This is a genomic window from Vibrio chagasii, from assembly GCA_041879415.1.
Lineage (GTDB): Bacteria > Pseudomonadota > Gammaproteobacteria > Enterobacterales > Vibrionaceae > Vibrio.
On record CP090851.1, the window covers coordinates 1794306 to 1818202 of the forward strand.

Here is a 23897-nt window from a genome sequence, read left to right on the forward strand (position 1 = left end):
ACCAAGCTATGTTGAGTAGGAGGGAAAGTATGTTACGAACCGCTTCAATACTTCCCCTCTTGCTTGTTAGCCTCTCGTTTAAAGCGGCAAGCACACCACTGACTTGGTTAGATAGAGCCTTCATAGAAACCGCGTTTTATAACGTGGCACTGCAACACGAATACTCCTCAGGAACAAAACCACTAGCCAAATGGCAGCAACCGATCAAAATTTGGATTAACCATCGTGTCGGCGATAAAGAGCTTCATCAAGAACTCGCCGAACTGCATATCCAGCACTTAGCTCAAGTGACTCAACACCCCATTTCACTCGTCAATAAAGAATCTGAAGCGAACGTTAAGTGGATATACACCAGACAAAGCAAGTGGATTTCGGAATCCAAACGAATACTCAATCTCAAATCGACCAAACACCTAAACAGTGCGATTTGCACAGCAGGCTATCGAACTAACGCAAAAGGTGAAATTGTCTATGCAGGAATCATTATTCCTGTTGATCAGGCTAGGTCACGAGGAAAACTTGTCGCCTGTATCGTAGAAGAAATCACACAAGTTCTTGGGCTTCCAAATGATTCAGATACAGCCTACCCTTCCATCTTCAACGATCATACGCCAGAGGATCTACTTTCACCGTTAGATGTGGTGCTACTTCAGTTACTCTACGAACCAGAGTTAAAACCTGGGATGACCAAAGCACAAGTAAAACCCATTGTGCGAAAAATTTTGAAGAGGTATCAAGAGACGGGTGTACTTAAACGGGCACCAAACACTGCACAGCAAGCACCTTTGTATCAGTTGATTGGATATTAGTACGCGAGATAGTAGTTGTGTTACTTGGGGAACGCTGCAACAGCAAACAGGATTAAAGCGTTGCCTAACAGAAGGCAACGCTGACTTATGATGTGACGAGAAGATTAACGCTTAGCAGCCTGTTTCTTCAGCTCAAAGTCGAATTCATCAGGGAACAGGATAACGCCTTCTTCTTGCTCATTAGGGAATACAACCACAGCAAGTTCATCGTCTTCTAGACCATTCGTCCAGCGGCTGTGCCATTTGTTTAATGAGATAGACTCAGCCTTACACTCAGCCCAGTCACCTGTCGCCCATGACTCAGCAAACTCTTGGTTTGGCCATACAGGAACGCAGTCTTCGTCTTCTGTGTTTAGCATTACACAACCGTGCTCATCGGTTAAGATCCATACTTCACGGTTTGCTACGATTTCTTTCACACAGTACTTTAGGCGTTGCTCACCCGTGTACTTATTGATTTCAGCGATTCTTTTATCGTCTAGCTGTGTAGTCATCTTAATTTCCTACTTTAGTCAGTAACTTTACGCTTAAAGTTATTTTATGCAGAGTGATTTTAACTGCAAATATTATCGATGAAGAAAAGTGCTTACTTCAAAGAAAAACGCCTGCTAAGTTAGCAGGCGTTTGTTATTAAGTGACTTGATTAAACAAGCTCACCTTGTAGCCAAGGCCAGCCTTGCTTCTTACGGCTTAATGTATTTTCCATCATTAGCATGCCGTCTTTTTCGTGCTTAACCAATTTCTCAGCCCACTCACCTTTGTAAAGTAGACGAGTTTGAGCTGTAGTGATGTCAGTAAGCATTACAGCAGCGAATGCTAGACCGTCTTTCTCACAACGCTCTTCAAGATCCGCTTCAAGTGCTTCGATCATGCCATCTACTTGCTCAAGAGTCGCAAGCTCAACTTGACCAACAACAACATCGCGACCGTTGAATGGGTAGCCTTTAAGGTCTTTTTCTACTAGCTGTGCAGCAGATAGGCCTTCAATGTTTGTTTTAGCAATTAGAAGTGCTTTGATGAATGCATCAACGTCGTCTACGCCAGCGATTTCAGCAAGTTCAGCAACCGCGTCTTTGTCTTTTTGAGTACAAGTTGGAGATGCGAAACCAACAGTGTCTGAAAGGATTGCAGACATCATTAGCTTAGCGATTTGTTGAGAGATAGCGTGACCTTCAATCTTGAACATGTTGAAAAGTACTGTGTTAGTACAACCAACAGGCCAGATCCAAGCTTCCATTGGGTTAACTGTCATCACGTCGCCTAGACGGTGGTGATCGACAATACCTAGGATCTCTGCGTCAGCAACATCGTCTGGTGCTTGTGCTAGATCTGAGTAGTCTACTAGCCAGATTTTCTCACCAGCAACAGAAGTACGAAGTTCTGGCATTTCTGCACCAGCAACTTCAAGAATGTGTTGAGTTTCGCGGTTGATCTCGCCTTGGCGAATTGGTGTCGCTTCCTCGCCACGAGCTTTAAGAAGCTCTGTTGCAACTAACGCACTACAAATACTGTCACTATCAGGGTTTTTGTGACCAACAACTAAAATCATGTTTCTTCCTATTACACTAACAATTACGACTCTACCTATAGAGCCTCTCTTTATTAGGCACACTTTACCTTATTTTTTTAGTTTGGTCATGTTTCGTCGATTTTCCCCACTTCAAGAATAGAGAAAAAACCCAAGAATGCAATTGATAATTATTATCATTCGTATATATTAATCTTTAGACACCTATTTTTGAGTAACACCTATGGATCGACTAATCTCATTTTTACCAAGTAGTAGCACTGCGAAAACCACTCAGTTTTCACTCTCTTTCAAGCGACTGCTTTTGCCTATTTCACTTGCCGCTCTAGTTGCAGCACCGGCTACGCGAGAGCTTACGGTAACCACCTTATCTGACGCGTTCTGGGCCGTGTCTTGTTATGTTGCTCTAACCCTGGCGGTCTATCACTGGCTAGCTCTCTACATCAACAAAGACAACGTATTCAGTAAGTTGGTCCATCAATCTCGCTCCAACCAAGTTGTATTTGCCGCTCTGATGGGTGCGCTGCCCGGTTGTGGTGGTGCTATCGTGGTAACCACACAATTTATCTCAGGTAAGCTCGGTTTCGGTGCTGTTGTCGCTGTGTTGGTGTCCACTATGGGCGATGCAGCCTTTCTACTCATCGCCAGCGAACCGAAAACAGGCCTCGCTATGATGGCAATGGGTGTCATCGTCGGTACGGCTTCAGGCCGAATCATCAACCTATTCCACGCCGATGACTTTTTACGCCCTAAACAAGTTGAGAATAATGAACCTGTTAGAAGCTGTTCATCGCAATCACAAGACAAAGAAGCCGTTTCTAAAAAAGCGATCAATTTGCAAGGTTACTTGTGGTCAGTATTGATTATCCCAGGCGCTGCGGTTGCCCTACTCGGCTCATTTCAAGTCGATGTCAATCAACTGCTCGCTTTACCAGAGATGTCGATGGAATGGCTTGGCGCTATCTTGTTGATTAGCTCGATGTTTTTGTGGGGACTCACACGTGAGATCAAAGACTACAAATCAGCGGTAAGTGAAGACGAAAAATGTCTAGGATCTCACCCGCTACAAAAAACAGCACAGGATACGAACTTTGTTACAGCCTGGGTCGTGGTTGCTTTTCTGTTTTTTGAGTTCGGTTCTGTGATAGCAAATGTTGATTTTGCGACGCTATTCTCAAGCTGGGGAATGATGCTCCCCCTGGCTGGGGTCCTGATGGGTTTGCTACCGGGCTGTGGACCACAATTATTGGTGACTAGTCTTTACCTTTCAGGCGCACTTCCTCTTTCAGCTCAGGTAGGCAATGCAATTTCAAATGATGGTGATGCCCTGTTCCCTGCCATTGCGATGGCACCTAAAGCCGCACTGGTCGCGACCTTGTACTCCAGTGTACCCGCTCTAATCTGTGCGTACGGTTATTGGTTCATTTTCGAGATTTAAATCTTACAGCTCGATAGGTCTCTATTAGGTCGGTACTTGGTATCGACCTTTTTGCTTTCTCGTACTTTGTCATCCTAACCACCACTTACAGCCGCTCTTATCTAAGGACAGACTCTAACCAGTAAGCTTCTCATTCCTCACCTCTCAATACGCTTCTAAACACGCCACACCGATACTTTTCTGTAAATACAACTTAGATAGCTAAAAAACAAAAAGCCCCTGTAAGAGTGCTTACAGGGGCTTTAATTTAAACGTTTATCTCAGAACTTAAGTCGAAACTTAAGATACTTCGATTGGACCGCCGAATGAAGTTACTGGAGGCAGTTTGCCTTGGAACTTCTCGAAGTCTACCAAACATGTGTTTGCTGACGTCGCTTGAGCTAGCTCAGAAGTACCGATGTCTTGAGTCAGTGTGTTTGGATCGCCGTATGTATCTAGCGCGCCCACTTTCTCGTTGATCGGACCGTACCAAGCACCTTCTTCGATACGTACAACACCAGGAGCGTAGCTATCCATTAGAACAGCACCTGCTAGTAGTTGACCACGGTCGTTAAACACACGTACTACGTCACCGTCTTTGATGCCTTTCTTCTTAGCATCAACTGGGTTGATGTAGATTGGCTCACGGCCTTGTACCGCGTAAGTCGCACGCCACTCTTCAGATTCACACATCTGAGAGTGAAGACGCTTGTCTGGGTGACAAGATTGTAGCCAGTACGGGTGTTTATCAGAGCCTGGACCACCGTGTGAACGTTCAGATTTCTCGAACCACATTGGGTGTTCTTGACAGTGCTCGTAGCCCATGTTGCCAACAGTACGGCTTGTGATTTCGATGAAACCAGAAGGTGTACCTAGTGCGTTGATCTCTGGATCTTCACGGAATGAAGCGTGACGAGTCCATGGCTTACCTTTACCGAAGTCTAGGAAACCTTTTTCCCAGAACTCAGCGAACTCAGGCATTTCGAAGCTGCCTTCGTTTGCTGCGCGACATTCGTCGTACAGAGATTTAACCCACTGCATTTCGTCCATACCACGCGTGTAATCGTCGTAACGACCCCAACGCTTAGTTAGGCTAGACATGATCTCGAAGTCAGTCTTAGACTGGAACAGAGGATCCACTAGTTTGTGCATAGCGATCAAACCACGACCAGAGTATGCGCCGTAACCATCGATATCGTTACGTTCCCACTGAGTACATGCAGGAAGCACGATGTCAGAGTGACGACAAGTTGCAGTCCAAGCGAAATCAACAGCCACTACAGTTTGTAGGCTCTTGAATGCTTTACGCATCTTGTTGCGATCTTGGTGGTGGTGCCACGGGTTGTTACCACTGAATACCATCATCTTGATATCAGGTAATGTTACCGTTGCGCCATTCGCTTTGATCTTCTTACCAGGCTCTAGCAAGCTATCAACCCAACGAGCAACTGGGATTACGCGGCTGTAACCGTTGTAATCTGTGTTTGTGTACTTAGGCTTCTGACCTTGGTCGATGTTCAGCGGGAAAGAACCCGGAGCAGCGAAACCAGTTGAAGATACACCGATACCTGAGTAGTGGTGACCGTAAGAGATACCACCGCCAGGTAGACCGATTTGGCCAACCATTGCCGCGATAACTGCACACATCCAGTAAGGCTGTTCACCGTGTTGTTGACGCTGGATACTCCAACCAACAAGAATCTGTGTACGACCGTTAACCAGCATCTTAGCGAAGTCACGGATAGAATCCGCGCTAGCGCCACAGATAGCAGCAGCCCACTCAGGAGTCTTCTCAACTTTATCTTTCGTTTCACCTTGAACGTACTTGATGAAGTCTTCAAAACCTAGACAGTAAGTTTCGATGAACTTCTTGTCGTATAGACCTTCATTGTAAAGTACGTGAGCAACACCAAGCATGAACGCCACATCAGTTTGTGGGTTGATGTAGAACTGCTCGTTTTCTAGGTAACGACCTGTTTTGTTCTTAACAGGGTCAACCGAAACAACGTTGATTTCTTTCTTAGCAACTTTTTCTTTCAGCTGTTCTAGGTATGCGAACGACTCGTGAGTCTCACATGTCCAACCTACTTGAAGGTTTTTAACTGGATCGTTACCCCAAAGAACAATGTTGTCACTGTTTTCTAGGATAAGTTCCCAAGATGTACCTTGTGCATAAACTTCAGTAGAACCTAGTACGTAAGGCATGATCGTTTGACCAGCACCTGTCGAGTAGTCACCGATTTTCTTCACAGAGTATCCGTGAAGCGCCATTGCACGTTGCATGTGGTTAGTACAGCTGTGGAACTGACCAGTTTGTCTCCAACCAGTTTGACCTGTGTGAAGTGCCCATGGACCGTAATCTTTCTGTACGCGCTCTAGTTCGCGGTAAACAAGGTCTAGTGCCTCATCCCAAGTCACACGAATAAAGCGGTTGTTACCACGCGTGTCTGCGCTGTATTTATGCTTCTTAAACCAATCTAGGCGAACCATTGGGTAACGCACACGAGATGGGCTGTAGATAATACCCTTGATACCTTTCAGCATTTCAGTTGGGTGCTGATCGATTTCTAGAGGTTTAATTTCTTGTACTTTACCCGCGTAAACGCGAGCTCGGAATGCACCCCAGTGAGAACCAGAGACTTTCCATGTGCCGTCTGTTTCTGCAGCAGATGCTGAAGCCGACGCCAATAAGCTTGGACCGATAACCGATGCCGCACTAGTCGTTGCGACACCTTTCAGAAAACTTCTTCTTGTAATTGCCATTGTGTTACTCCAATTGACGTCTTATTAGTGATGGCCTTCAGAAAAATCTGATGAGTGCTTCTGTAGATACTTAAGAACCAATGCTTCTGTATCTGTGTCGAAGTTAACGAATGCAATCATACCATCTAGCATGCCTACCCAACCGTTAGCACTGAAGTGCGCTTCATCTGGTTGTGAGTGACAAGTTGAACAGTTAGATTGGTACGCTTGACCAGCTGCGTTCCAGATTGGATCGAAGTTATCAACCATAGACTCTTTCTTCATCCAAAGTGCTAGGTTAACTTCTTCCCATGGAAGGCCAGTTAGCTCATCTTCTTTCTTCTCACCAACAGTGATTACGTCACTTTGAGATACTTCTTTCGTCAAGATCGCCGTTGAAATGTTCATACCGAAGTCTTCTTGGATTACACGTCCGAAGCCTTTCGCTTTACGCCAACCGTCGATTTGAATCTTGATCATGTCGCCTTTCTCGTCGATAACAGCAACTTTACTTGCAGGGCTTAGTAGACCTGCTTCAACTGTTGCAGTCTCATCCGTGTACATTGGAAGGTGACGAATTGAAATCACTTCTGCACCGTTCGAGTAAGAAGTGCTGTTAGCAACTTGCTCAAGCTCACCAACGATACCACTTGCCGATTCCATATCTAATGGAAGGTTGTGTGCAATACCCTTGTGACAGTCAACACAGCTTTGGTCACGCTCTGCTGCATTCTTCATTTGAATACGCGCAGTAGGACGCATGTTTTCAAAATCCATTGAATCGTAGTTGTGACAGTTTTTACACTCTAGAGATTTGTTTGCAGAGAAACGATCCCATTCGTGTTTTGCCAACTCGATACGACGTGCTTCGAATTTTTCAGGTGTATCTAGGTCACCGAAAACTTGTGCGAATACTTCTTTAGATGCTTGCATCTTACGAGCGATTTTTGCTGTCCATTCGTGAGGAACGTGACAATCAGGACAAGTAGCACGAACACCAGATGTATTTTTCCAGTGAACGGTTTCTTGTAGCTCTACGTATACGTTGTCACGCATAGTGTGACAGCTGATACAGAATTCTTCTGTGTTAGTGTGTTCTAAAGCGGTGTTGAAACCACCCCAGAAGATTACACCCGCGATAAAACCACCCATGGTTAGTACACCAAGGCTGATGTGTACTGCAGGGCGAGTCATAGTGCGCCACAGTTTAACTAAAAATGACTTCATGATTAGCTCTCTTAAATATTTGGTCTAAAAAATGTTGTTACGTGAGGGCATTACATGCCGCCGTGAGCACCTGGAGGTCCGAATACGAACACTTGAAGCGCCCAAACTAAGAAGCCGTAGCCACCTACAAAAGCAACACTCAACACAGGAAAGAGAACCACTGCGATGAAGAGGAATGACTTCCACTCCAGCGAGCGTTTTTCGCCAGTTTCAATTTTATTAACATCACTCATACATTTTGCCTATTTTGTATTTAGTAATTTCGATAAGCCCATTCTAAGGGGCTAAAGTTCATCAGTTTCTAACAACAAATTTTAGACCATACTCAAAGTAGGGTTCAATGAAATCTCCCGTTATAACCCTTGCTAATCAATACTTTTTTGAGCTCATCCAGAGTTGTTTTCAGTTAAAGAAACATATTAAAAAGTATTAACAAATGTGAAGAATTAAGTATATTTCACAAATGTTAAAAGCCAACACTTATGAAACTCTATTGTAACTAATTTTAACGTTTTACCTACTAAGTAGTAGCTAAAAATGCATCAAACAACCAAGGTTTTGTACTGCAATTGTTAAATTCTTGCGTAACAATTGAATCAAAAACCCGTAGGCTGAAATGCATCATTTGGCACTTTCAGATATGATGTGTGTCCAATAAAAAGGAAGCACTATGCAAGACGTTATCGACATATCTTGGTGGCAGTTACTGCTATTTAGCTCACTTCTCATCTTACCGATCACCATTAATCACAAGCTGAAATTAGGTCTAGGTAAAGAGGCTTCTATAAGTATTGTGCGCATGGCTGTACAGCTCTTTCTGGTAGGGCTTTATCTAGAGTACCTATTTACTCTAAATAGCTTATGGGTCAATTTACTGTGGTTGTTTGCCATGATAGTCGTCGGAGCAAGTTCCATTGTCGAAAAATCTAAGCTGCCTAGAAAGCTGCTACTTGGCCCAGTTGCTGTTGGTCTTGCTGTAACGTGCGTACCCATTGTTTTGTTTATCTGCTTCTTTATCATCAAGCCGACACCATTGTTTAGTGCACAATACCTTATCCCCATTGCAGGGATGCTTTTAGGTAATAGCTTGAGCAGTAATATAGTGGCATTACAGAACTTGTTTGGCGCTTTCGAAACACAGAAATCAGAATATGAAGCAGCTATAGCCCTAGGAGCCGCACCGAGTTACGCAGCCGCGCCATTTGTACGCAATGCAATACAGAAGGCGATGTCACCAATTATGGCGTCAATGGCCATTACCGGCTTAGTAACGCTACCAGGAATGATGACAGGACAAATTCTAGGTGGAGCTTCACCAATGATCGCTATTAAATATCAACTGATGATCATGCTGGCTATTTTTGTCATGATGAGTTGCTCTTTGGCGCTTGCGTTACACCTATCTTTGAAGACATCACTGACCAAAGAAGGTCGAGTTCTTGCACAAATTCAGGCTTCTAAATAGCCGCTCCCCTACCATGAGATCTGGTTACTCACTGAATTTGAGACAGGTTATCCACAGAAACTGTGGATAACCAAATCAATATAGATCCTTTTTTATCCAACTCCCCCACCCAAAAGATCATTTCCTTTGATCCTTCGTTAATTTCAACGACATATACACATATGTAGATCGTAGTGGCTAGGCCTTCTCTTCTTCACGAGAGAATCCCATGACATGGTTTTCCACAAATAAAAAACGGCCTGCAATGCAGGCCGTCTTTTTAGTGTCACAGTCAGTTCGGTGCAATCACCGAGCTTGAATTAGTCGCGTAGATAAATCATCCAATACCACATGCCAACAAAGATACCACCACCGATGATATTACCTAAAGTCACAGGCAGCAGGTTATTGGTCAAAAAATCCATCATATTAAGGTCAACATAGTCTGCAGGGTTTGCGCCAGTCATCGTCCAGAACTCAGTAGGAGCGAATGTCTTAATGCCGATAGCAAGCGGTACTTGGAACATATTCGCAATACAGTGCTCAAAGCCTGATGATACAAACATCGCAACTGGCAAGATCATTACCGCGATTTTGTCAGTCAGCGTGCGTCCACTGAAAGTCATCCACACCGCAATACAAACCAACACGTTACACATGATGCCTAGCGCGACAGCTTGGATAAAATCGTGATGCATCTTATGTTGAGAAATCGCCATCGCGTTTAAACCAACTTGCCCATGATCAAACATGTATTGCTTAGTCAATAGCATACAAGTTACGAGCAATAGTGCCCCAATCAGGTTACCAATATAAACCGTCGCCCAGTTCTTAATTAGTGTTTTCCAAGTGATTTTACCACTTGCACGAGCCACCAAAGTAAGTACAGAACTTGTAAACAGTTCACCACCAGTGACAACAACAAGAATTAAGCCCAAGCTAAATGCTAGACCGCCCAACAGGCGAGTGATACCCCATGGCAAATCGCCAGCACCAGTAGTAACGATGGTGTAAAACACAAACGCAATACCGATATGGATACCAGCTGAAATCGCTAGTAGAAAAGATTTGATTGGATCTTTAGTTGCTTTACCTACGCCAATATCTGCAGCGCGCTCAGCCATTTGTGGCGGTAATAATGAGTCAAATTGGTTTAGATTCATGATGATTTACATTTTGAAACATGTCGTCGGGAGCGCGATAATCCTCTCTTTCATTTCTGAATTCAAGAGCTATTTTTGACTCAAATTCCGCTCAACAACCAAGAATATGCAAAACTCACAATGATATTGAAATTTCATACGACTTTAGTAGTAAAAGCAAAACTGTGATGAATGAAAACCTGTTACCAATAAAAACAACACATCTTTAAATATCAACAAGTTACGTTAAAACAATAAAAATGACGTACACTAAAAACGTATTTTTAGGGCTTTTGCATCCAGATTTTGACATAGATCAACAGAACGTAAAAAAGCGCCCTCAGGCGCTTTTAACTCAGTCACAGATTAAGAGATTTGTTGTCCTAAACCGACGGGTCAACCACTTCATCTGATACCGATTCTAATCTTGTATCTTCAAGATCTGATTCAGTGTTAGTGGGCGTCAGTTCAGAATCACTTTCATTAGCGACCTTCCCGCCTAGAGTCTTCAAACTATCCACCAGCTCTTCCAAGCTCTTAATATGTGCATCACTCTTGGCTACTTGTTCGTCTAGCAGTTCACTACGTTTTGTTGCCTCAGACAATTGTTGAGCCTGTAGCTGGTTTTCTCTTTCTAACTGCGCGAGCTGGCCAGTTAAAGATTCAATCTCAGATTTTAGCATGGCTGTCATATCTGAACTTTTAAGCTCATTTATACTTGAAACAATCTTCTGAGACTGAAGACGCAGTACTACGTCACGATAATCTTCTTCATTGATCGCCTGTGAGATGCTCAGTAACTGATTCTCAGCATTCAGCACCGATTGTTCGAACTTGTCCCCTTTAACACTCGCAAGTACTTTTACTTCATGAGCAACGCTTCGTACGTGGTCCAACTCAAACTCTGCGGCTTTTACTGCGTCTTCGATAATCGACTTTTCACGAGGGCTCGCTTTGACCTGATTCTCAGCTAGTGTGATTTGTGCAGCGGCCTTAGCAAAAGTCAACGGTACGACATCGTCAAAGTCTTCATCTTCTAAGTACTCTAATTCGTCTTTAAGCGGTTCGATGTATTTCTTGTGTGCAACTTTCACTTCCAACAAGCGTGCATTATTAAGGAACTCAACTTGAGCTTCTTGAGCATCCTCTAGTTCATCGACTAACACATACTCAAATAGCTCGCTGTATTCTGAATACAATCGTTTGTAACTCGAAGCGAACATAGTGTCAGCACCAAGATATTTGAGGTAATCCATTTGCACGATCGAATCGGCAAGCACCCTATCCGCCTTTTCCTTAAGCACGAGAATCGCATCATAGTTTGATTTGATTAACGCAATCTTCTCATCGAAGGCTTCAGCGTAAGTTAAGCTCGAGAAGATTGAATAACTCTTAGTAAGACGCGTCTCGTCTTTGAGTAAATCGGCATAAATACTTTCCGCGTCTTCCCATGCGTCGAGAAGTTCATTGTAATTCTCTGGAGCATAAAGAGACAATTGAGCGTGGTTTTCCAGCTTTGACTGCCACTCTGTATAGACAACTTGTACAGAATGAAACGAACGGACCTCTACTGCAGATTCATTGTTGTTTGTGGTTTGACTTGCGTCTGTCTGCTCTGAGGGTGTGCTTTGACAACCTGAGATTGCAAATAGCATACTAATTACCAATGCTAATTTGTTCGCTCTCACTGATGCATTTCCTTTTTTGTACAATATTAGCCGAATGCAATATATTTCTAGTCACACAATATATTACAACCACTTAGCAATAAACATCATTCGCCATTTAAGTGGGCACAAATCACTCAATACAACCAAAATAAGTTCACCATACGACGATTAATCATTCAATTTGGTATCAGTTATCAAATCTATTTATTTGCTGTTGCCTGAGCCGAGAATGCGCACTAAGGTGAAGGTAGAGAACGTTATGAATATATAGGTTAATTATGAAGTACACCGCTGAACATATTGCTGATTTAAACCTCCTTCTTCAATTTGATGTAAGTAGCGCAGCTACGGGTATTAAAGTTCATCAAGAGGCTAGCCAAGAAACTCAAGACGCTGTTAAGCGCCTATTCGAAAAGAACCTTTGTACTCAACCAGACGGCGGTTACCTAACCGATGAAGGTATTGAGATGGCAGAGCGTGCAGACAAGCTGCTTCGCGTACTTAAATAAAGCGCGACTGTTATTGTAAAAACTCCACTTGCTTCGGCCGTGGAGTTTTTTCATTTTTGGCCAAAGGTTTGTTAGGCTTATTGTAAATCCATCAATTTCAGTTGTGAGGAACAGATGGCTTCTATATTTATTGTTGGTGCTGGATGGGTAGGCGCGCCTTTATCTGAACACCTAGAGAGACATGGTAACCGCGTCGTCGTCACTAAAACGACCCAAGCAGGTGCAGATACGATCGGCAGTGAACGTATTCCCTGCGAAGTATTCAGCTTTGATTCGTCAAACTCAGACCAAACCGTCGGACAACTCTATTCTTTACTGCTCGAACACAATACCGAGATCGTGATTGGGAGCTTCCCTCCTGGTTTTAGAAAAGGCGCTGGTAAAGAGTATGCCGACTATTGGCAGCTACTGACTAAAGCTTGTCAGCAAGCCAATGTTAAGAAGCTAATTATGGTCAGTTCAACAACGGTGTACCCAACTAAACCGGGTATCTTGTACGAGCATGACGCATCACTCGCGCTTGCAAACGGTGACAGCGATGATGCTTGCACATTTTCCGATAACGCGCGAATCATGCTTCAAGCTGAGCAGTCAGTGATAGATTCTAGTATTGATTACACCATTCTTCGCTTTAGTGGATTAATTGGCCCAAATCGCCACCCGTCGCGCTTTGCCAGTAAACTCAAACAAGTGAGTAACCAAGCCCCTGCGAATATGCTGCACCTTGATGATGCTATTGGCGCGGTTGACTTTGCGATTAGCCACCTGCATAACGAAATCGCAAATGTAACGACACCAAACACGGTAAGCAAAGCTGAGTTCTACGCTGCCGCTTTAAAAAGTGCCAACAGTAGTGAGCCACTTCCGCCTGTTGTTAATGAACCAGATAAACTGATTTCTTCGAAAAAGATCCTCGATTTAGGTTATTCATTTAAATTTGAATCCACATTGGACGCTCTTCATGACTAAGCCATCCTCAAAGAACCTACACCGCTCAATCGATACCCTTTGGAATTTCATGTCTATGGGACACAAGGTTGAGCCTTCAGATTGCATTTTTGTATTGTGCAGTAACGACACTCGCGTTGCTGAATATGCTGCTGAGCTTTATCAGCAAAAGGTCGCGCCTTATATCGTGTTTTCTGGAGGCGTCGGAAGATTTACTGAAGGCAGTTTTGAACGCTCAGAAGCTGAAACTTTTGCAGCCATTGCTAGAGACTGTGGCGTGCCTGATTCTAACATCGTCATCGAAAAGCACGCGACAAATACGGGAGAGAATGTCCGTTTCACACACGAGTTACTTACTGAGCTAGGATTATCTCCTAAAAGGCTGACCTTAGTGCAGAAGCCCTTTATGGAGAAGCGAACCTACGCGACCTTCAGCAAGCAATGGCCTGAAGACACAGCGGAAATAACAGTCACTTCCAAATGGCAGGACTGGGTCGATTACTTTAATGAGGAGTTGCCATTAGATATGGTGCTAGGCGCGTTGGTGGCCGATTTTGAACGCATCAAATCGTACCCCGCTAAAGGTTTCCAGATTGAAATGCCAATCCCTGAGGAAGTGGATCACGCCTATCAAGCGATCAAGAAGCTCGGCTTTGAATAGATAGCGATAACCAATGAGAAAACAAAAACGGTGGCACTAAGCCACCGTTTCTTTTTTATCACTTTGCCTTTCAGCTATTGCCACAGCACTTGAGACGCGTTTACTTACCTAGCGCTTCTTTGTAGTGAAGACGACACACAGACACGTATTTGTCGTTGCCACCTATTGCCACTTGATCACCCTCTGCAATCGCGACACCGTGCTCATCAGTACGAATTACCATATTCGCTTTGCGGCCACAGTGACAGATAGTTTTAAGCTCAACCAGTTTATCTGCCCAAGACAGCAAGTAACGGCTGCCTTCAAATAACTCACCTAGGAAATCGGTACGTAAACCGTAGCACAGTACAGGAATATGCAGTTTATCAACCACTTCTGTTAGCTGATATACCTGCTCTTTCGACAAGAATTGACACTCATCGATCAGTACACAGTGACGCTTTTCTTCCTCGTTCAGCTCGTTAATCGCTTCGAAAAGATTCGTGTCATTCTTAAAAAGCTGCGCTTCAGACTGCAGACCAATTCGAGAGCTCACTTTACCAATACCGTAGCGGTCATCGAGTGCCGCTGTAAAGATCACAGGCGTCATGCCGCGCTCTTGGTAGTTGAATGAAGATTGAAGAAGCGTTGTCGATTTACCCGCATTCATTGCTGAGTAGTAAAAATACATCTGAGCCACAGAAATATTCCTGTTTAATAAAGTTGAATATAGAAAAGATGAAATTAGAGAATTTTTGCTAGAAAAAAGGGCTGAAAATCAGCCCTTTTTTATAAGATTTACTTACGACGCCAAGTCGTACCTTCTGGGCCATCTTCCAGAACGATACCTAATTCGTTTAACTTATCACGTGCAAGGTCAGCATTTGCCCAATCCTTAGAAGCACGAGAGTCGTTGCGCAGTTTGATCAGAGCTTCGATTTCAGCCACTTCGTCATCATTACCAGCGGCATCACCTTGTAGGAAAGCTTCTGGGTCTTGGTGAAGAATACCGATAATATCCGCTAGTTCACGCATCAATGCGCCAAGTCCACTTGCTTTTTCAATGCTTTCTGTCTTGATGCGGTTGATTTCACGAGCCATTTCAAACAGCACTGAGTATGCTTCTGGCGTGTTGAAGTCATCGTTCATCGCAGTAGAGAAACGAGTTACGTACTCTTCACCACCAGCTGGTGCAGCAGTAAGATCTAGACCACGAAGTGAAGTGTATAGACGCTCAAGTGATGCACGAGCTTGGTTCAAGTTATCTTCGCTGTAGTTAAGTTGGCTACGGTAGTGACCAGACATTAGGAAGTAACGAACCGTTTCAGCATCGTAATGCGCCAGCACGTCACGAATAGTGAAGAAGTTACCTAGAGACTTAGACATCTTCTCTTTATCTACCATCACCATGCCACTGTGCATCCAAGTATTTACATACTGAGTGCCGTGTGCACAGCAAGATTGTGCGATCTCGTTCTCGTGGTGTGGGAACTGCAGATCCGAACCGCCACCGTGGATATCGAAGTGGTTGCCAAGAATAGACGAGTTCATTGCTGAACATTCAATGTGCCAACCTGGACGACCTGGACCCCATGGCGATTCCCATGTTGGTTCACCTGGCTTAGACATTTTCCAAAGAACGAAGTCTAATGGGCTACGTTTTGCTGATTCAACATCAACACGCGCACCAGCTTGAAGTTGCTCTAGGTCCTGCTTAGAAAGCTTACCGTACTCGTCAAACTTCTTAACTTCGAACATTACGTCGCCGTTGCTTGCTACGTAAGCAAAACCACGTTCAATCAGCTTTTCAACAAGCTCGATGATTTCTGTGATGAATTCCGTCGCACGAGGCTCAACATCTGGACGCTTCATGTTCAACGCATCGAAGTCAGCGTGCATTTCACCGATTAGGCGCTCAGTTAGAGAATCACAAGACTCGCCGTTTTCGTTCGCACGCTTAATGATTTTGTCGTCGATGTCTGTGATGTTGCGAACAAACGTTAGGTCATAACCTAAGTAACGCAGGTAGCGAGTCACAACGTCGAAAGAAACGAACGTACGGCCATGACCAATATGACAGAGATCGTAGATGGTTACCCCACAGACATACATGCCGACTTTGCCAGCTGTAATTGGTTTGAATTCCTCTTTCTGTCTTGTGAGTGTGTTATATATCTTTAGCATGATCTCTATCTATTTTATGGATTAATCAAAATAAGCTCGCAGTATAACAAGTCATACCTTAATAGGTAATACCTTTCACCATCAAATCAGCTAAACTCCTTGTTATCTATTGACGATTTCGTATTTTGAAACTCAATCAAACTAGGCTAGAATCGCCTTTCATATTAAAAAGACAGTAAGGTAACAATCATGATCATCCTTCACACAAATTTTGGTGACATCAAAGTTCAACTAAACGAAGAAAAAGCACCAGAAACAAGCGCAAACTTCCTACAGTATTGCCGTGACGGTTTCTACGACAACACACTATTCCACCGTGTTATCGATGGTTTCATGATTCAAGGCGGCGGCATGACTTCTGGCCTTAAAGAAAAAGCGACTCGCGCAACTATCAAGAACGAAGCAAACAACGGTCTAGCGAACAAAGTTGGTACGCTAGCAATGGCTCGTACTATGGAACCGCACTCAGCAAGCTCTCAGTTCTTCATCAACGTAAACGACAACTCTTTCCTTAACTTCCGTAGCGAAAGCCTAGACGGTTGGGGTTACTGTGTATTCGCAGAAGTTGTAGAAGGCATGGACGTAGTAAACAAGATCAAAGGTGTTAGCACTGGTTCTATGGGTATGCACCAAGACGTACCACTAGAAGAAGTGATCATCACTGGTACTACAATCGAAGCTTAATTACTTGCTTTCGGTTAGTATTAATAATTGATGAGCCGATAAAATCAGGATACAGGGAGCGAATCGCTCCCTTTTTTTAGACCTATGAAAACATATTTTATATCAGACCTTCACCTTGCTCCGTCACGCCAAGACATCACGGACTGCTTCCTAACCTTCATGAAGAATGAAGCGGTAGAAGCGGATGCACTCTATGTATTAGGTGATCTGTTTGAATTCTGGATTGGTGACGACGATAAGAGTGAATTCGCCAATTCTATTCGCCAAGCATTTATCGATTTGGTGGAAACTGGTGTCCCTTGTTACTTCACGCAAGGTAACCGTGACTTTTTGGTCGGCAAAAGATTTGCCAAGCAGACTGGTGTGCAGCTTCTAGACGAAGTAACGACTATCGATATCTACGGGCAAAAAGCCGTGGTATTGCATGGTGATACTCTATGTACTGAAGACGTAAAGTACCTCGCTTTCCGTGAGAAAGTACATCAACCTTGGCTACAGTGGATCTTCAACAGAATTCCATTCTTTATTAAAAAGAAAATCGTTTCAAAAGTTCAGTCTGATATTAAAGATGATAAGCAGACTAAGTCGCTAGACATCATGGATGTGACGCAGCAAGAGGTCGAAAACGTGATGGAGAAAAACAATGTTGATCTCATGATCCACGGCCATACCCATCGTCCAAACGTCCACACTTTTGATGCTAATAATTGCACTAAAACTCGTATCGTACTTGGTGATTGGTATACACAAGGCTCTGTACTGGTGTTTACTCCGCAAAGTTTTGAACTACAGAATCGAGCGTTTAGCAATAGCTTTCAACAACAGCCTTAAACTTTCAGTTTGATTATTATAGTGGGTCAGACTTTCTTAGATTGTGTATGGTAATTTCTAGTGAATTAGCTATTATCTCTCTATCTGAAATAAACCGAACACAGTACCAAGTTGAAATATTCATACGTAGCGCGTCAACCAATACTCGATGCAGACAAGAAAACCATAGGTTACGAGTTGCTATTCAGGGATGGTCCTAAAAACACTTTCCCTGAAGTAGAACCGGAACTCGCTACTAGTCGTTTGCTATCTGACCACTTCTTATCGACTCACTACAATACATTGGGTGATAAGCTTGGTTTCGTTAACTTCCCTTATGCAAGCCTAATCAACTTAGTCCCTACTCTGTTCCCCAAAGAAAGCTTAGTCGTTGAAGTTCTAGAAGACTGCGAACCAACTGACGAGTTACTTGAGGCGATCAAGACTATCTATGATGCTGGCTACACTATTGCATTAGATGACTTTGTGCCAAGTAAGGCTTGGAAGCGTTTCCTACCTTACGTATCGATTATCAAATTCGATATTCGCTTGGTCTCTATTGAAAAAGCTTCGATGTTCATGAGCTCAATGAAAGGGTTAGATATTAAGTTTCTTGCTGAAAAAGTAGAGACTTATGAGGAATATCAGGAAGCAAATAGAGCGGGTTTCAGCTACTTCCAAGGCTACTTTTTTAGCAAGCCAGAGATGATTCAGACTCGTGCACTCAACCCTGCTTTTTTAACTATCGTGCAACTGTTAAAAGAGATCGCTAACGATCCTATTGATTTTGGTGAAGTAGAACGACTGATCACCTTAGATGTTACGCTTTCGTACAAGCTGCTTACCTACGTAAACTCGGCAGGTGGCTCAGCGACGACCATTCGCTCTTTCCGACAAGCATTAGTTTATCTGGGAGAGCAGAAGCTGCGTAAATTTGTCTCTCTTGTTGCGATTGCGTCCGCGAAGGAAGACAAACCTGACTCACTTTACGGCTTAGCTGTCATTCGCGCTCGCCAGTGTGAACTGTTAGTCGAAAAGATGAACGTTAAAGTGGAGCCGGGACAAGCTTTCTTAACCGGTATGTTCTCACTATTAGATTCATTATTCGATCAACCGTTAAAACAGGTACTGGATTCTGTGCCAATTGACGAAGAGATAAAACAAGCACTAATACTGCGCAAAGGTGTATTAGGTGCGGTCTTAGCCATGGTTGTTGCTTATGAACAAGCTCGATGGGAAGAAGCGACTCGCATTCGTAAACTCCTCAAGCTCAGTGAGGCTCAACTCGGTCTCGCCTATGACGAAGCAACAGCTTGGGCGCAAGATTTGTTAGCTCCAGCTTAATCAACCATTGGCTTGATAGAAACGTCCTCTTTAGTGGACCTTGATTTCTTGTTAAACTCCAACGCATTCATTTATGGCCTCTTATTTAGAGGCCATTTTTACAGGATCTGACTATGTCTTTATGCCCATGTGGTAGCAACAATACTTACCCTCAGTGCTGTGAATCAGCACACCTTGATCACAGCTCCGTTGAAACGCCAGAGCAGTTGATGCGCTCGCGTTATTCCGCGCATGTTTTAGGGTTAGTCGATTATGTGGTTGCGACCTACCACCCTAGCTGTAATGCTGAAGCACAAAGAGAAGGTATTGCTGATTCGATCAACAATGATTGGGCAGGCCTAGAAGTTATCGACACAGCTGCTGGTTCCCACGAAAACGAAGGCTATGTTGAATTTAAAGCCTATTTTAATGAAGGTGGCGCGCAATACTGCATGCAAGAACGCTCTCGTTTCATTCGTGAAAACGGCCTTTGGTTCTATATCGATGGTGAGTTTCCAGAACAAAGTCAACCTGAGCCTGAGATTGACCCTCGACTAAACCAAACCGTAGAAAGCTTTAAGATCGGCCGCAATGACCCGTGTATTTGTGGCAGCGGTAAGAAATACAAGAAGTGCTGCGGCTAACTCGTACGCATAGGAAGCAGATTAGAAGAAGAGATTCCTGATGTCGCTTAGGCTCCTCGGAATGACGAGGCCTAAATGTGAAAGAGACACCGGATAGAGCACTAAAAAAGCCCCGTAAACGCTATGTTTACGGGGCTTTTACTTGTCCAGATGTATCTTAAAGATTACTTATGGCGCTCTTTTAGCTTATTCACCACATCGTTCATCGATAGACCTTGGTCTTGCAATAGAACCATTAGGTGATAGATCAAGTCTGCTGATTCACAGACTAGCTCCGCCTTATCGCCCGACGTCGCCGCAAGCGCGACTTCAACGCCTTCTTCGCCCACTTTTTGCGATATACGCTTGGTGCCACGGGCGTATAAGCTGGCAGTGTAAGAAGAGTCAGGATCTGCGTCCTTGCGGGCAGCCAGTAGCTGCTCAAGTTGATGAAGCCACACCATCTGAGACTCTTCCTGTGGATCAGAATCCCAGCATGTTGTCGTACCCAAGTGACACGTAGGACCAATTGGGTTCACTTTGACTAGCAAGGTATCGTTGTCGCAGTCCAGTGACATATTCACCAGTTGCAGAATATTTCCTGAAGTCTCACCTTTAGTCCAAAGGCGCTCTTTAGTACGAGAGAAGAAGGTCACTTGACCTGTTTCGCCCGTCTTTGCTAACGCATCTTGGTTCATGTAACCCATCATCAGCACTTGGCTTGACTGGAAATCTTGTACAATCGCAGGAACGAGACCGTCGACTTTATCCCAATTGATACGTTCAGCTAGCGTATTTACTTCTGTCGCTGCAAAACTCATAGACGCACCTCTACACCTTGTTGTTTTAGATACTGCTTTAATTCACCAATATTGATGACTTGTTTGTGGAATACCGAAGCCGCAAGCGCCCCATCCACATTAGTTTTGTTGTAAGCTTCTGCGAAGTGCTCCATTGCACCTGCACCACCCGACGCAATCAATGGAACGTTACATACTTCACGCACCATGTTCAGTTGCTCAAGGTCATAGCCGTTACGAACGCCATCTTGGTTCATCATGTTCAACACAATTTCACCAGCGCCACGTTTTTGTACTTCCTGCACCCAATCTTTGGTTTCCCATTTGGTTGCTTTAGTACGCGCTTCATCGCCAGTGAATTGATAAACCTGGTACTTACCGGTTTCTTTATCGAAGTATGAGTCGATACCAACAACGATACACTGCACACCGAATTTATCAGCCAGGTCAGTGATCAATTGAGGGTTAGCCAGTGCTGGTGAGTTAATGGATACTTTGTCGGCTCCAAATTCTAAAATACGCGCAGCATCTTCAGCCGACTTAATACCACCAGCGACACAGAAAGGAATATCAATCACCTCTGCAACACGCTTTACCCAACTCTTATCAACAACACGGCCATCACTTGATGCCGTGATATCGTAAAATACTAATTCATCCGCCCCCTCTTCCGCATAACGCTGTGCTAGCGGAACGATGTCGCCAATGATTTCGTGGTTGCGGAACTGAACGCCCTTAACCACTTGTCCGTCACGGACATCCAAACAAGGGATTATTCGCTTTGCCAGCATGCAAATGCCTCCTCTGCGGTGAACTTACCATCAAGTAGCGCACGACCCACAATCACACCAGCCACACCGCTACCTTTTAGAGCTTCGATGTCTGCTAGGCTGCCAATGCCGCCCGATGATTGGAACTGAACCTGCGGGTACTGCTTACAAAGATCCACGTAAAGCTCTACGTTTGATCCTTCTAGCGTGCCATCACGAGAGATATCAGTACACAGAACGTGCTTAAGGCCAACGGTCAGGTAGTCCTCAATTAGCGCTTCAATAGTCACACCTGAATCTTCCTGCCAGCCTGAAATCGCCACTTTGCGAGTGCCGTTTTCGTCAATGTTGATATCCAGAGCAAGAACGACTTTTTCAGCGCCGTACTTTTCCATCCAACCTTTAACAAGCTCTGGCTGTTTAACTGCCGTTGAACCAACAACAACACGTTGTGCTCCGGCTTCGAGTAGATCAATCACATCTTGCTCATTACGCACACCGCCGCCAATTTGAATGTTAGCTGGCGTGCTATCAAGTAGCTTAGCGATCAAGTCTAACTGGCGAGCTGTCGTGTCTTTTGCACCTGTTAAATCAACAAGGTGCAACCAGCCAGCACCAGCTTGGTGATATAGGTTGAACTGCTCTGCTGGGTCTACTTTGTATTCTGTTACTTGACCGTAGTCCCCTTGGAATAAGCGAACTACTTGGCCTTCAATTAAATCTAATGCGGGAATAATCATTTACATTCCTTATATGGCAACGTTAGCCGCTGCCTAATCCTTATTACAATTCCAAGAAGTTCTGAATCAGCTTAGAACCAGCTTTTGATGAGCGTTCTGGGTGGAACTGAACACCATAATAGTTACCGCTTTGCACTGCTGCGGTAAACGGATTGCCGTAATCACACTGTGCGATAGTGTAGTCACCTACTGGCATTGCGAAGCTATGAACGAAGTAAAAATACTCGCCTTCTTCAATGTCTTTAAATAGAGGGTGATTCGGTGTTGCAGTGACGGTATTCCAACCCATGTGTGGCAGCGGTAAATCGCCCGTATCCAATAAACGAACTTCACCCTCACACAAGCCTAAACATTCAACTAGCTCGTCGGCCTTTTGGCCTTTTTCTTGAGATAACTTACCAAGAAGCTGCATGCCCAAACAAATACCAAGCAGAGGCTTCTCTACTTGCTTTACAAGAGCGACAAGATCGCGCTCTTGTAAGTTTTTCATTGCTTCACTTGCTGTACCTACACCTGGTAGAAATAGCTTGTCGGCTGCTAGAACCACTTCAGGCTCTTTTGAAATTTCAACGGTGTAGCCCAGACGTTCAATCGCAAATTTAACCGATGAGACGTTGGCACAACCAGTATCAATAATAACTACTTTCTGCTCTTTCATACCGATTCCTTACAGAACGCCTTTGCTACTCGGTAACTCGTTACCTTCAACTTTAATTGCTTGGCGCAAAGTACGACCAAATGCTTTGAATAGGCTCTCAATGATGTGGTGGTCATTATTGCCAGCAGAAGAAAGGTGTAGCGTACAAGCTAGTGTGTCAGTTAGAGAACGGAAGAAGTGAACCACCATTTCCGTTGAAAGGTCACCCACTTGCTCACGGCTGAACTCTGCATCAAACTTCAGGTATGGACGGCCAGAAAGGTCTAGCGCACACTGAGCTAAACACTCATCCATTGGCAGGCTAAAGCCAAAGCGGCCAATGCCACGTTTGTCGCCTAGCGCATCTTTCAGAGCCTGGCCTAACGCAAGTGCTGTATCTTCTACTGTGTGGTGATCGTCAATGTGCAGATCGCCTTTCACAGTTAGATTCATTTGGAAACCACCGTGCGTCGCAATTTGATCAAGCATGTGGTCGAAGAAACCCATGCCAGTGTCAATCTTGTTACCGCCCGTTTCATCAAGGTTTACCGCTACCTTAATGTCCGTTTCTTTCGTCGTTCGAACCACTTCAGCAACACGAGCGTTAACCGTTAAGTCTTTAACAATTTGTGGCCAGTTAAGTGTGCCTTCTGTTTCAGCATCTGGACCATATTGAATACCACGGATTGCCATGTTCTCTGCCAATTGCAGGTCAGTCACGCGGTCACCAATCACAACAGAGTGTTGGAAGTCTACTTTACCGCCTTGCAGATATTCTTTAACCATGCCCAGTTTTGGCTTACGGCAAGAGCAGTTGTCTTCGTCAAAGTGAGGGCAAATAAGCACGTCATCAAACTTTACGCCTTGAGATTCAAAGAAATCCATCATCATGTTGTGTGGCGCATCGAAATCTTCTTGTGGGTAGCTATCTGTACCAAGGCCATCTTGGTTAGTGACCATAACTAAGCGGTAGCCAGCGTCTTGCAATGCAAGCAGGCTAGGAATCACTAGCGGTTCGAATTTTAGTTTGTCTAAACGGTCTACTTGAAAATCGACTGGCGGCTCAACAATTAAGGTGCCGTCGCGGTCTATAAAAAGTATTTTTTGTTGTTTACTCACTTGAACTTCCTTTTAATTTTAAATCTGGTGGCCTAGCTAAAATTAAACGCTAACCCAAAATATAAGTTTCATTTATCAGCCTGCTATTTATCGAATAAAGGCAGACAAATGTTATTACTGGCAAGCCTTTC

General features: G+C 44.1%; 24 protein-coding genes. 10 read left to right on the top strand and 14 right to left on the bottom strand.

All coding sequences use genetic code 11. The features are described from left to right. Positions 1–29 precede the first annotated feature (29 nt). Complete coding sequence (locus L0991_07970) at positions 30–809, top strand: DUF2927 domain-containing protein (protein ID XGB61384.1); 780 nt, start codon at positions 30–32, stop codon at positions 807–809. 104 nt (positions 810–913) lie between these two features. Here L0991_07970 and L0991_07975 read toward each other — a convergent pair whose 3' ends face one another. Together L0991_07975 and L0991_07980 are read right to left on the bottom strand one after the other, a co-directional pair. Further along, a complete protein-coding gene (locus L0991_07975) occupies positions 914–1303 on the bottom strand; it encodes a DUF2750 domain-containing protein (GenBank protein ID XGB61385.1) in 390 nt (129 codons plus the stop codon). Positions 1304–1452: 149 nt separating this feature from the next. Further along, positions 1453–2358: a manganese-dependent inorganic pyrophosphatase gene (locus L0991_07980; protein ID XGB61386.1), complete on the bottom strand. Its 906-nt coding sequence runs from the start codon at positions 2356–2358 to the stop codon at positions 1453–1455. Positions 2359–2560: 202 nt separating this feature from the next. On the opposite strand from L0991_07980, the gene L0991_07985 reads away from it, so the two are divergent. After that, entirely contained in the window at positions 2561–3775 is a 1215-nt protein-coding gene (locus L0991_07985; GenBank protein XGB61387.1) for a putative manganese transporter, read from the top strand. A gap of 279 nt (positions 3776–4054) precedes the next feature. Here L0991_07985 and torA read toward each other — a convergent pair whose 3' ends face one another. The 3 genes from torA to torE are packed head-to-tail and all read right to left on the bottom strand — an operon-like array spanning position 4055 to position 7956. Continuing rightward, the gene (torA, locus tag L0991_07990) at positions 4055–6517 is read right to left on the bottom strand and encodes a trimethylamine-N-oxide reductase TorA (protein XGB61388.1); all 2463 of its coding nucleotides are present in this window, start codon (positions 6515–6517) and stop codon (positions 4055–4057) included. A 24-nt stretch (positions 6518–6541) separates the two neighbouring features. Then, complete coding sequence (torC, locus tag L0991_07995) at positions 6542–7723, bottom strand: pentaheme c-type cytochrome TorC (protein ID XGB61389.1); 1182 nt, start codon at positions 7721–7723, stop codon at positions 6542–6544. Positions 7724–7773: 50 nt separating this feature from the next. Further along, entirely contained in the window at positions 7774–7956 is a 183-nt protein-coding gene (torE, locus tag L0991_08000) for a trimethylamine N-oxide reductase system protein TorE (protein XGB61390.1), read from the bottom strand. Positions 7957–8393: 437 nt separating this feature from the next. Between torE and L0991_08005 the strand changes: the two genes are divergently transcribed. Next, the gene (locus L0991_08005; GenBank protein ID XGB61391.1) at positions 8394–9188 is read left to right on the top strand and encodes an ABC transporter permease; all 795 of its coding nucleotides are present in this window, start codon (positions 8394–8396) and stop codon (positions 9186–9188) included. A gap of 299 nt (positions 9189–9487) precedes the next feature. On the opposite strand, the gene focA is transcribed toward L0991_08005, so the two are convergent. Further along, a complete protein-coding gene (gene focA / locus L0991_08010; protein XGB61392.1) occupies positions 9488–10330 on the bottom strand; it encodes a formate transporter FocA in 843 nt (280 codons plus the stop codon). 362 nt (positions 10331–10692) lie between these two features. After that, on the bottom strand, positions 10693–11997 hold the full coding sequence (locus tag L0991_08015; protein XGB61393.1) for an ATPase: 1305 nt from the start codon (positions 11995–11997) through the stop codon (positions 10693–10695). 260 nt (positions 11998–12257) lie between these two features. Here L0991_08015 and L0991_08020 point away from each other — a divergent pair, with 260 nt between their 5' ends. The 3 genes from L0991_08020 (at position 12258) to L0991_08030 (ending at position 14097) form a co-directional block, all read left to right on the top strand. Beyond that, entirely contained in the window at positions 12258–12488 is a 231-nt protein-coding gene (locus L0991_08020; protein ID XGB61394.1) for a TIGR02647 family protein, read from the top strand. A 114-nt stretch (positions 12489–12602) separates the two neighbouring features. After that, positions 12603–13457 (top strand): NAD(P)H-binding protein, encoded by an 855-nt coding sequence (locus L0991_08025; GenBank protein XGB61395.1) that lies wholly within the window; start codon positions 12603–12605, stop codon positions 13455–13457. Next, positions 13450–14097: a YdcF family protein gene (locus L0991_08030; protein XGB61396.1), complete on the top strand. Its 648-nt coding sequence runs from the start codon at positions 13450–13452 to the stop codon at positions 14095–14097. Before L0991_08025 ends, L0991_08030 begins: the two co-directional genes overlap by 8 nt. Before the next feature lie 100 nt (positions 14098–14197). On the opposite strand, the gene L0991_08035 is transcribed toward L0991_08030, so the two are convergent. Together L0991_08035 and cysS are read right to left on the bottom strand one after the other, a co-directional pair. Next, positions 14198–14776, bottom strand: a complete 579-nt coding sequence (locus L0991_08035) for a thymidine kinase (protein XGB61397.1) — start codon at positions 14774–14776, stop codon at positions 14198–14200. A gap of 98 nt (positions 14777–14874) precedes the next feature. After that, complete coding sequence (gene cysS, locus L0991_08040; protein XGB61398.1) at positions 14875–16260, bottom strand: cysteine--tRNA ligase; 1386 nt, start codon at positions 16258–16260, stop codon at positions 14875–14877. Between the two features lie 189 nt (positions 16261–16449). On the opposite strand from cysS, the gene L0991_08045 reads away from it, so the two are divergent. The 4 genes from L0991_08045 (at position 16450) to L0991_08060 (ending at position 19721) form a co-directional block, all read left to right on the top strand. Beyond that, complete coding sequence (locus tag L0991_08045; protein ID XGB61399.1) at positions 16450–16944, top strand: peptidylprolyl isomerase; 495 nt, start codon at positions 16450–16452, stop codon at positions 16942–16944. Between the two features lie 84 nt (positions 16945–17028). Continuing rightward, on the top strand, positions 17029–17775 hold the full coding sequence (lpxH, locus tag L0991_08050) for a UDP-2,3-diacylglucosamine diphosphatase (GenBank protein XGB61400.1): 747 nt from the start codon (positions 17029–17031) through the stop codon (positions 17773–17775). Positions 17776–17886: 111 nt separating this feature from the next. Beyond that, positions 17887–19098 carry an EAL domain-containing protein gene (locus L0991_08055; GenBank protein XGB61401.1) on the top strand — a complete coding sequence of 404 codons (1212 nt, stop codon included), beginning with the start codon at positions 17887–17889 and terminating at the stop codon, positions 19096–19098. A 113-nt stretch (positions 19099–19211) separates the two neighbouring features. Beyond that, a complete protein-coding gene (locus L0991_08060) occupies positions 19212–19721 on the top strand; it encodes a YchJ family protein (GenBank protein XGB61402.1) in 510 nt (169 codons plus the stop codon). A gap of 164 nt (positions 19722–19885) precedes the next feature. On the opposite strand, the gene hisIE is transcribed toward L0991_08060, so the two are convergent. From hisIE to hisB, 5 genes are read right to left on the bottom strand one after another with little or no spacing between them, the layout of a single operon-like run. Beyond that, complete coding sequence (hisIE, locus tag L0991_08065) at positions 19886–20521, bottom strand: bifunctional phosphoribosyl-AMP cyclohydrolase/phosphoribosyl-ATP diphosphatase HisIE (protein XGB61403.1); 636 nt, start codon at positions 20519–20521, stop codon at positions 19886–19888. Next, positions 20518–21291: an imidazole glycerol phosphate synthase subunit HisF gene (hisF, locus tag L0991_08070; protein ID XGB61404.1), complete on the bottom strand. Its 774-nt coding sequence runs from the start codon at positions 21289–21291 to the stop codon at positions 20518–20520. Before hisF ends, hisIE begins: the two co-directional genes overlap by 4 nt. Then, positions 21273–22010, bottom strand: coding sequence for a 1-(5-phosphoribosyl)-5-[(5-phosphoribosylamino)methylideneamino]imidazole-4-carboxamide isomerase (gene hisA, locus L0991_08075; protein ID XGB61405.1), 738 nt, complete (start codon positions 22008–22010; stop codon positions 21273–21275). The genes hisF and hisA overlap by 19 nt, the downstream gene beginning before the upstream one ends. 43 nt (positions 22011–22053) lie before the next feature. Then, a complete protein-coding gene (gene hisH / locus L0991_08080; GenBank protein XGB61406.1) occupies positions 22054–22668 on the bottom strand; it encodes an imidazole glycerol phosphate synthase subunit HisH in 615 nt (204 codons plus the stop codon). A 9-nt stretch (positions 22669–22677) separates the two neighbouring features. Continuing rightward, complete coding sequence (gene hisB, locus L0991_08085; protein ID XGB61407.1) at positions 22678–23766, bottom strand: bifunctional histidinol-phosphatase/imidazoleglycerol-phosphate dehydratase HisB; 1089 nt, start codon at positions 23764–23766, stop codon at positions 22678–22680. Between the last annotated feature and the right edge of the window lie 131 nt (positions 23767–23897).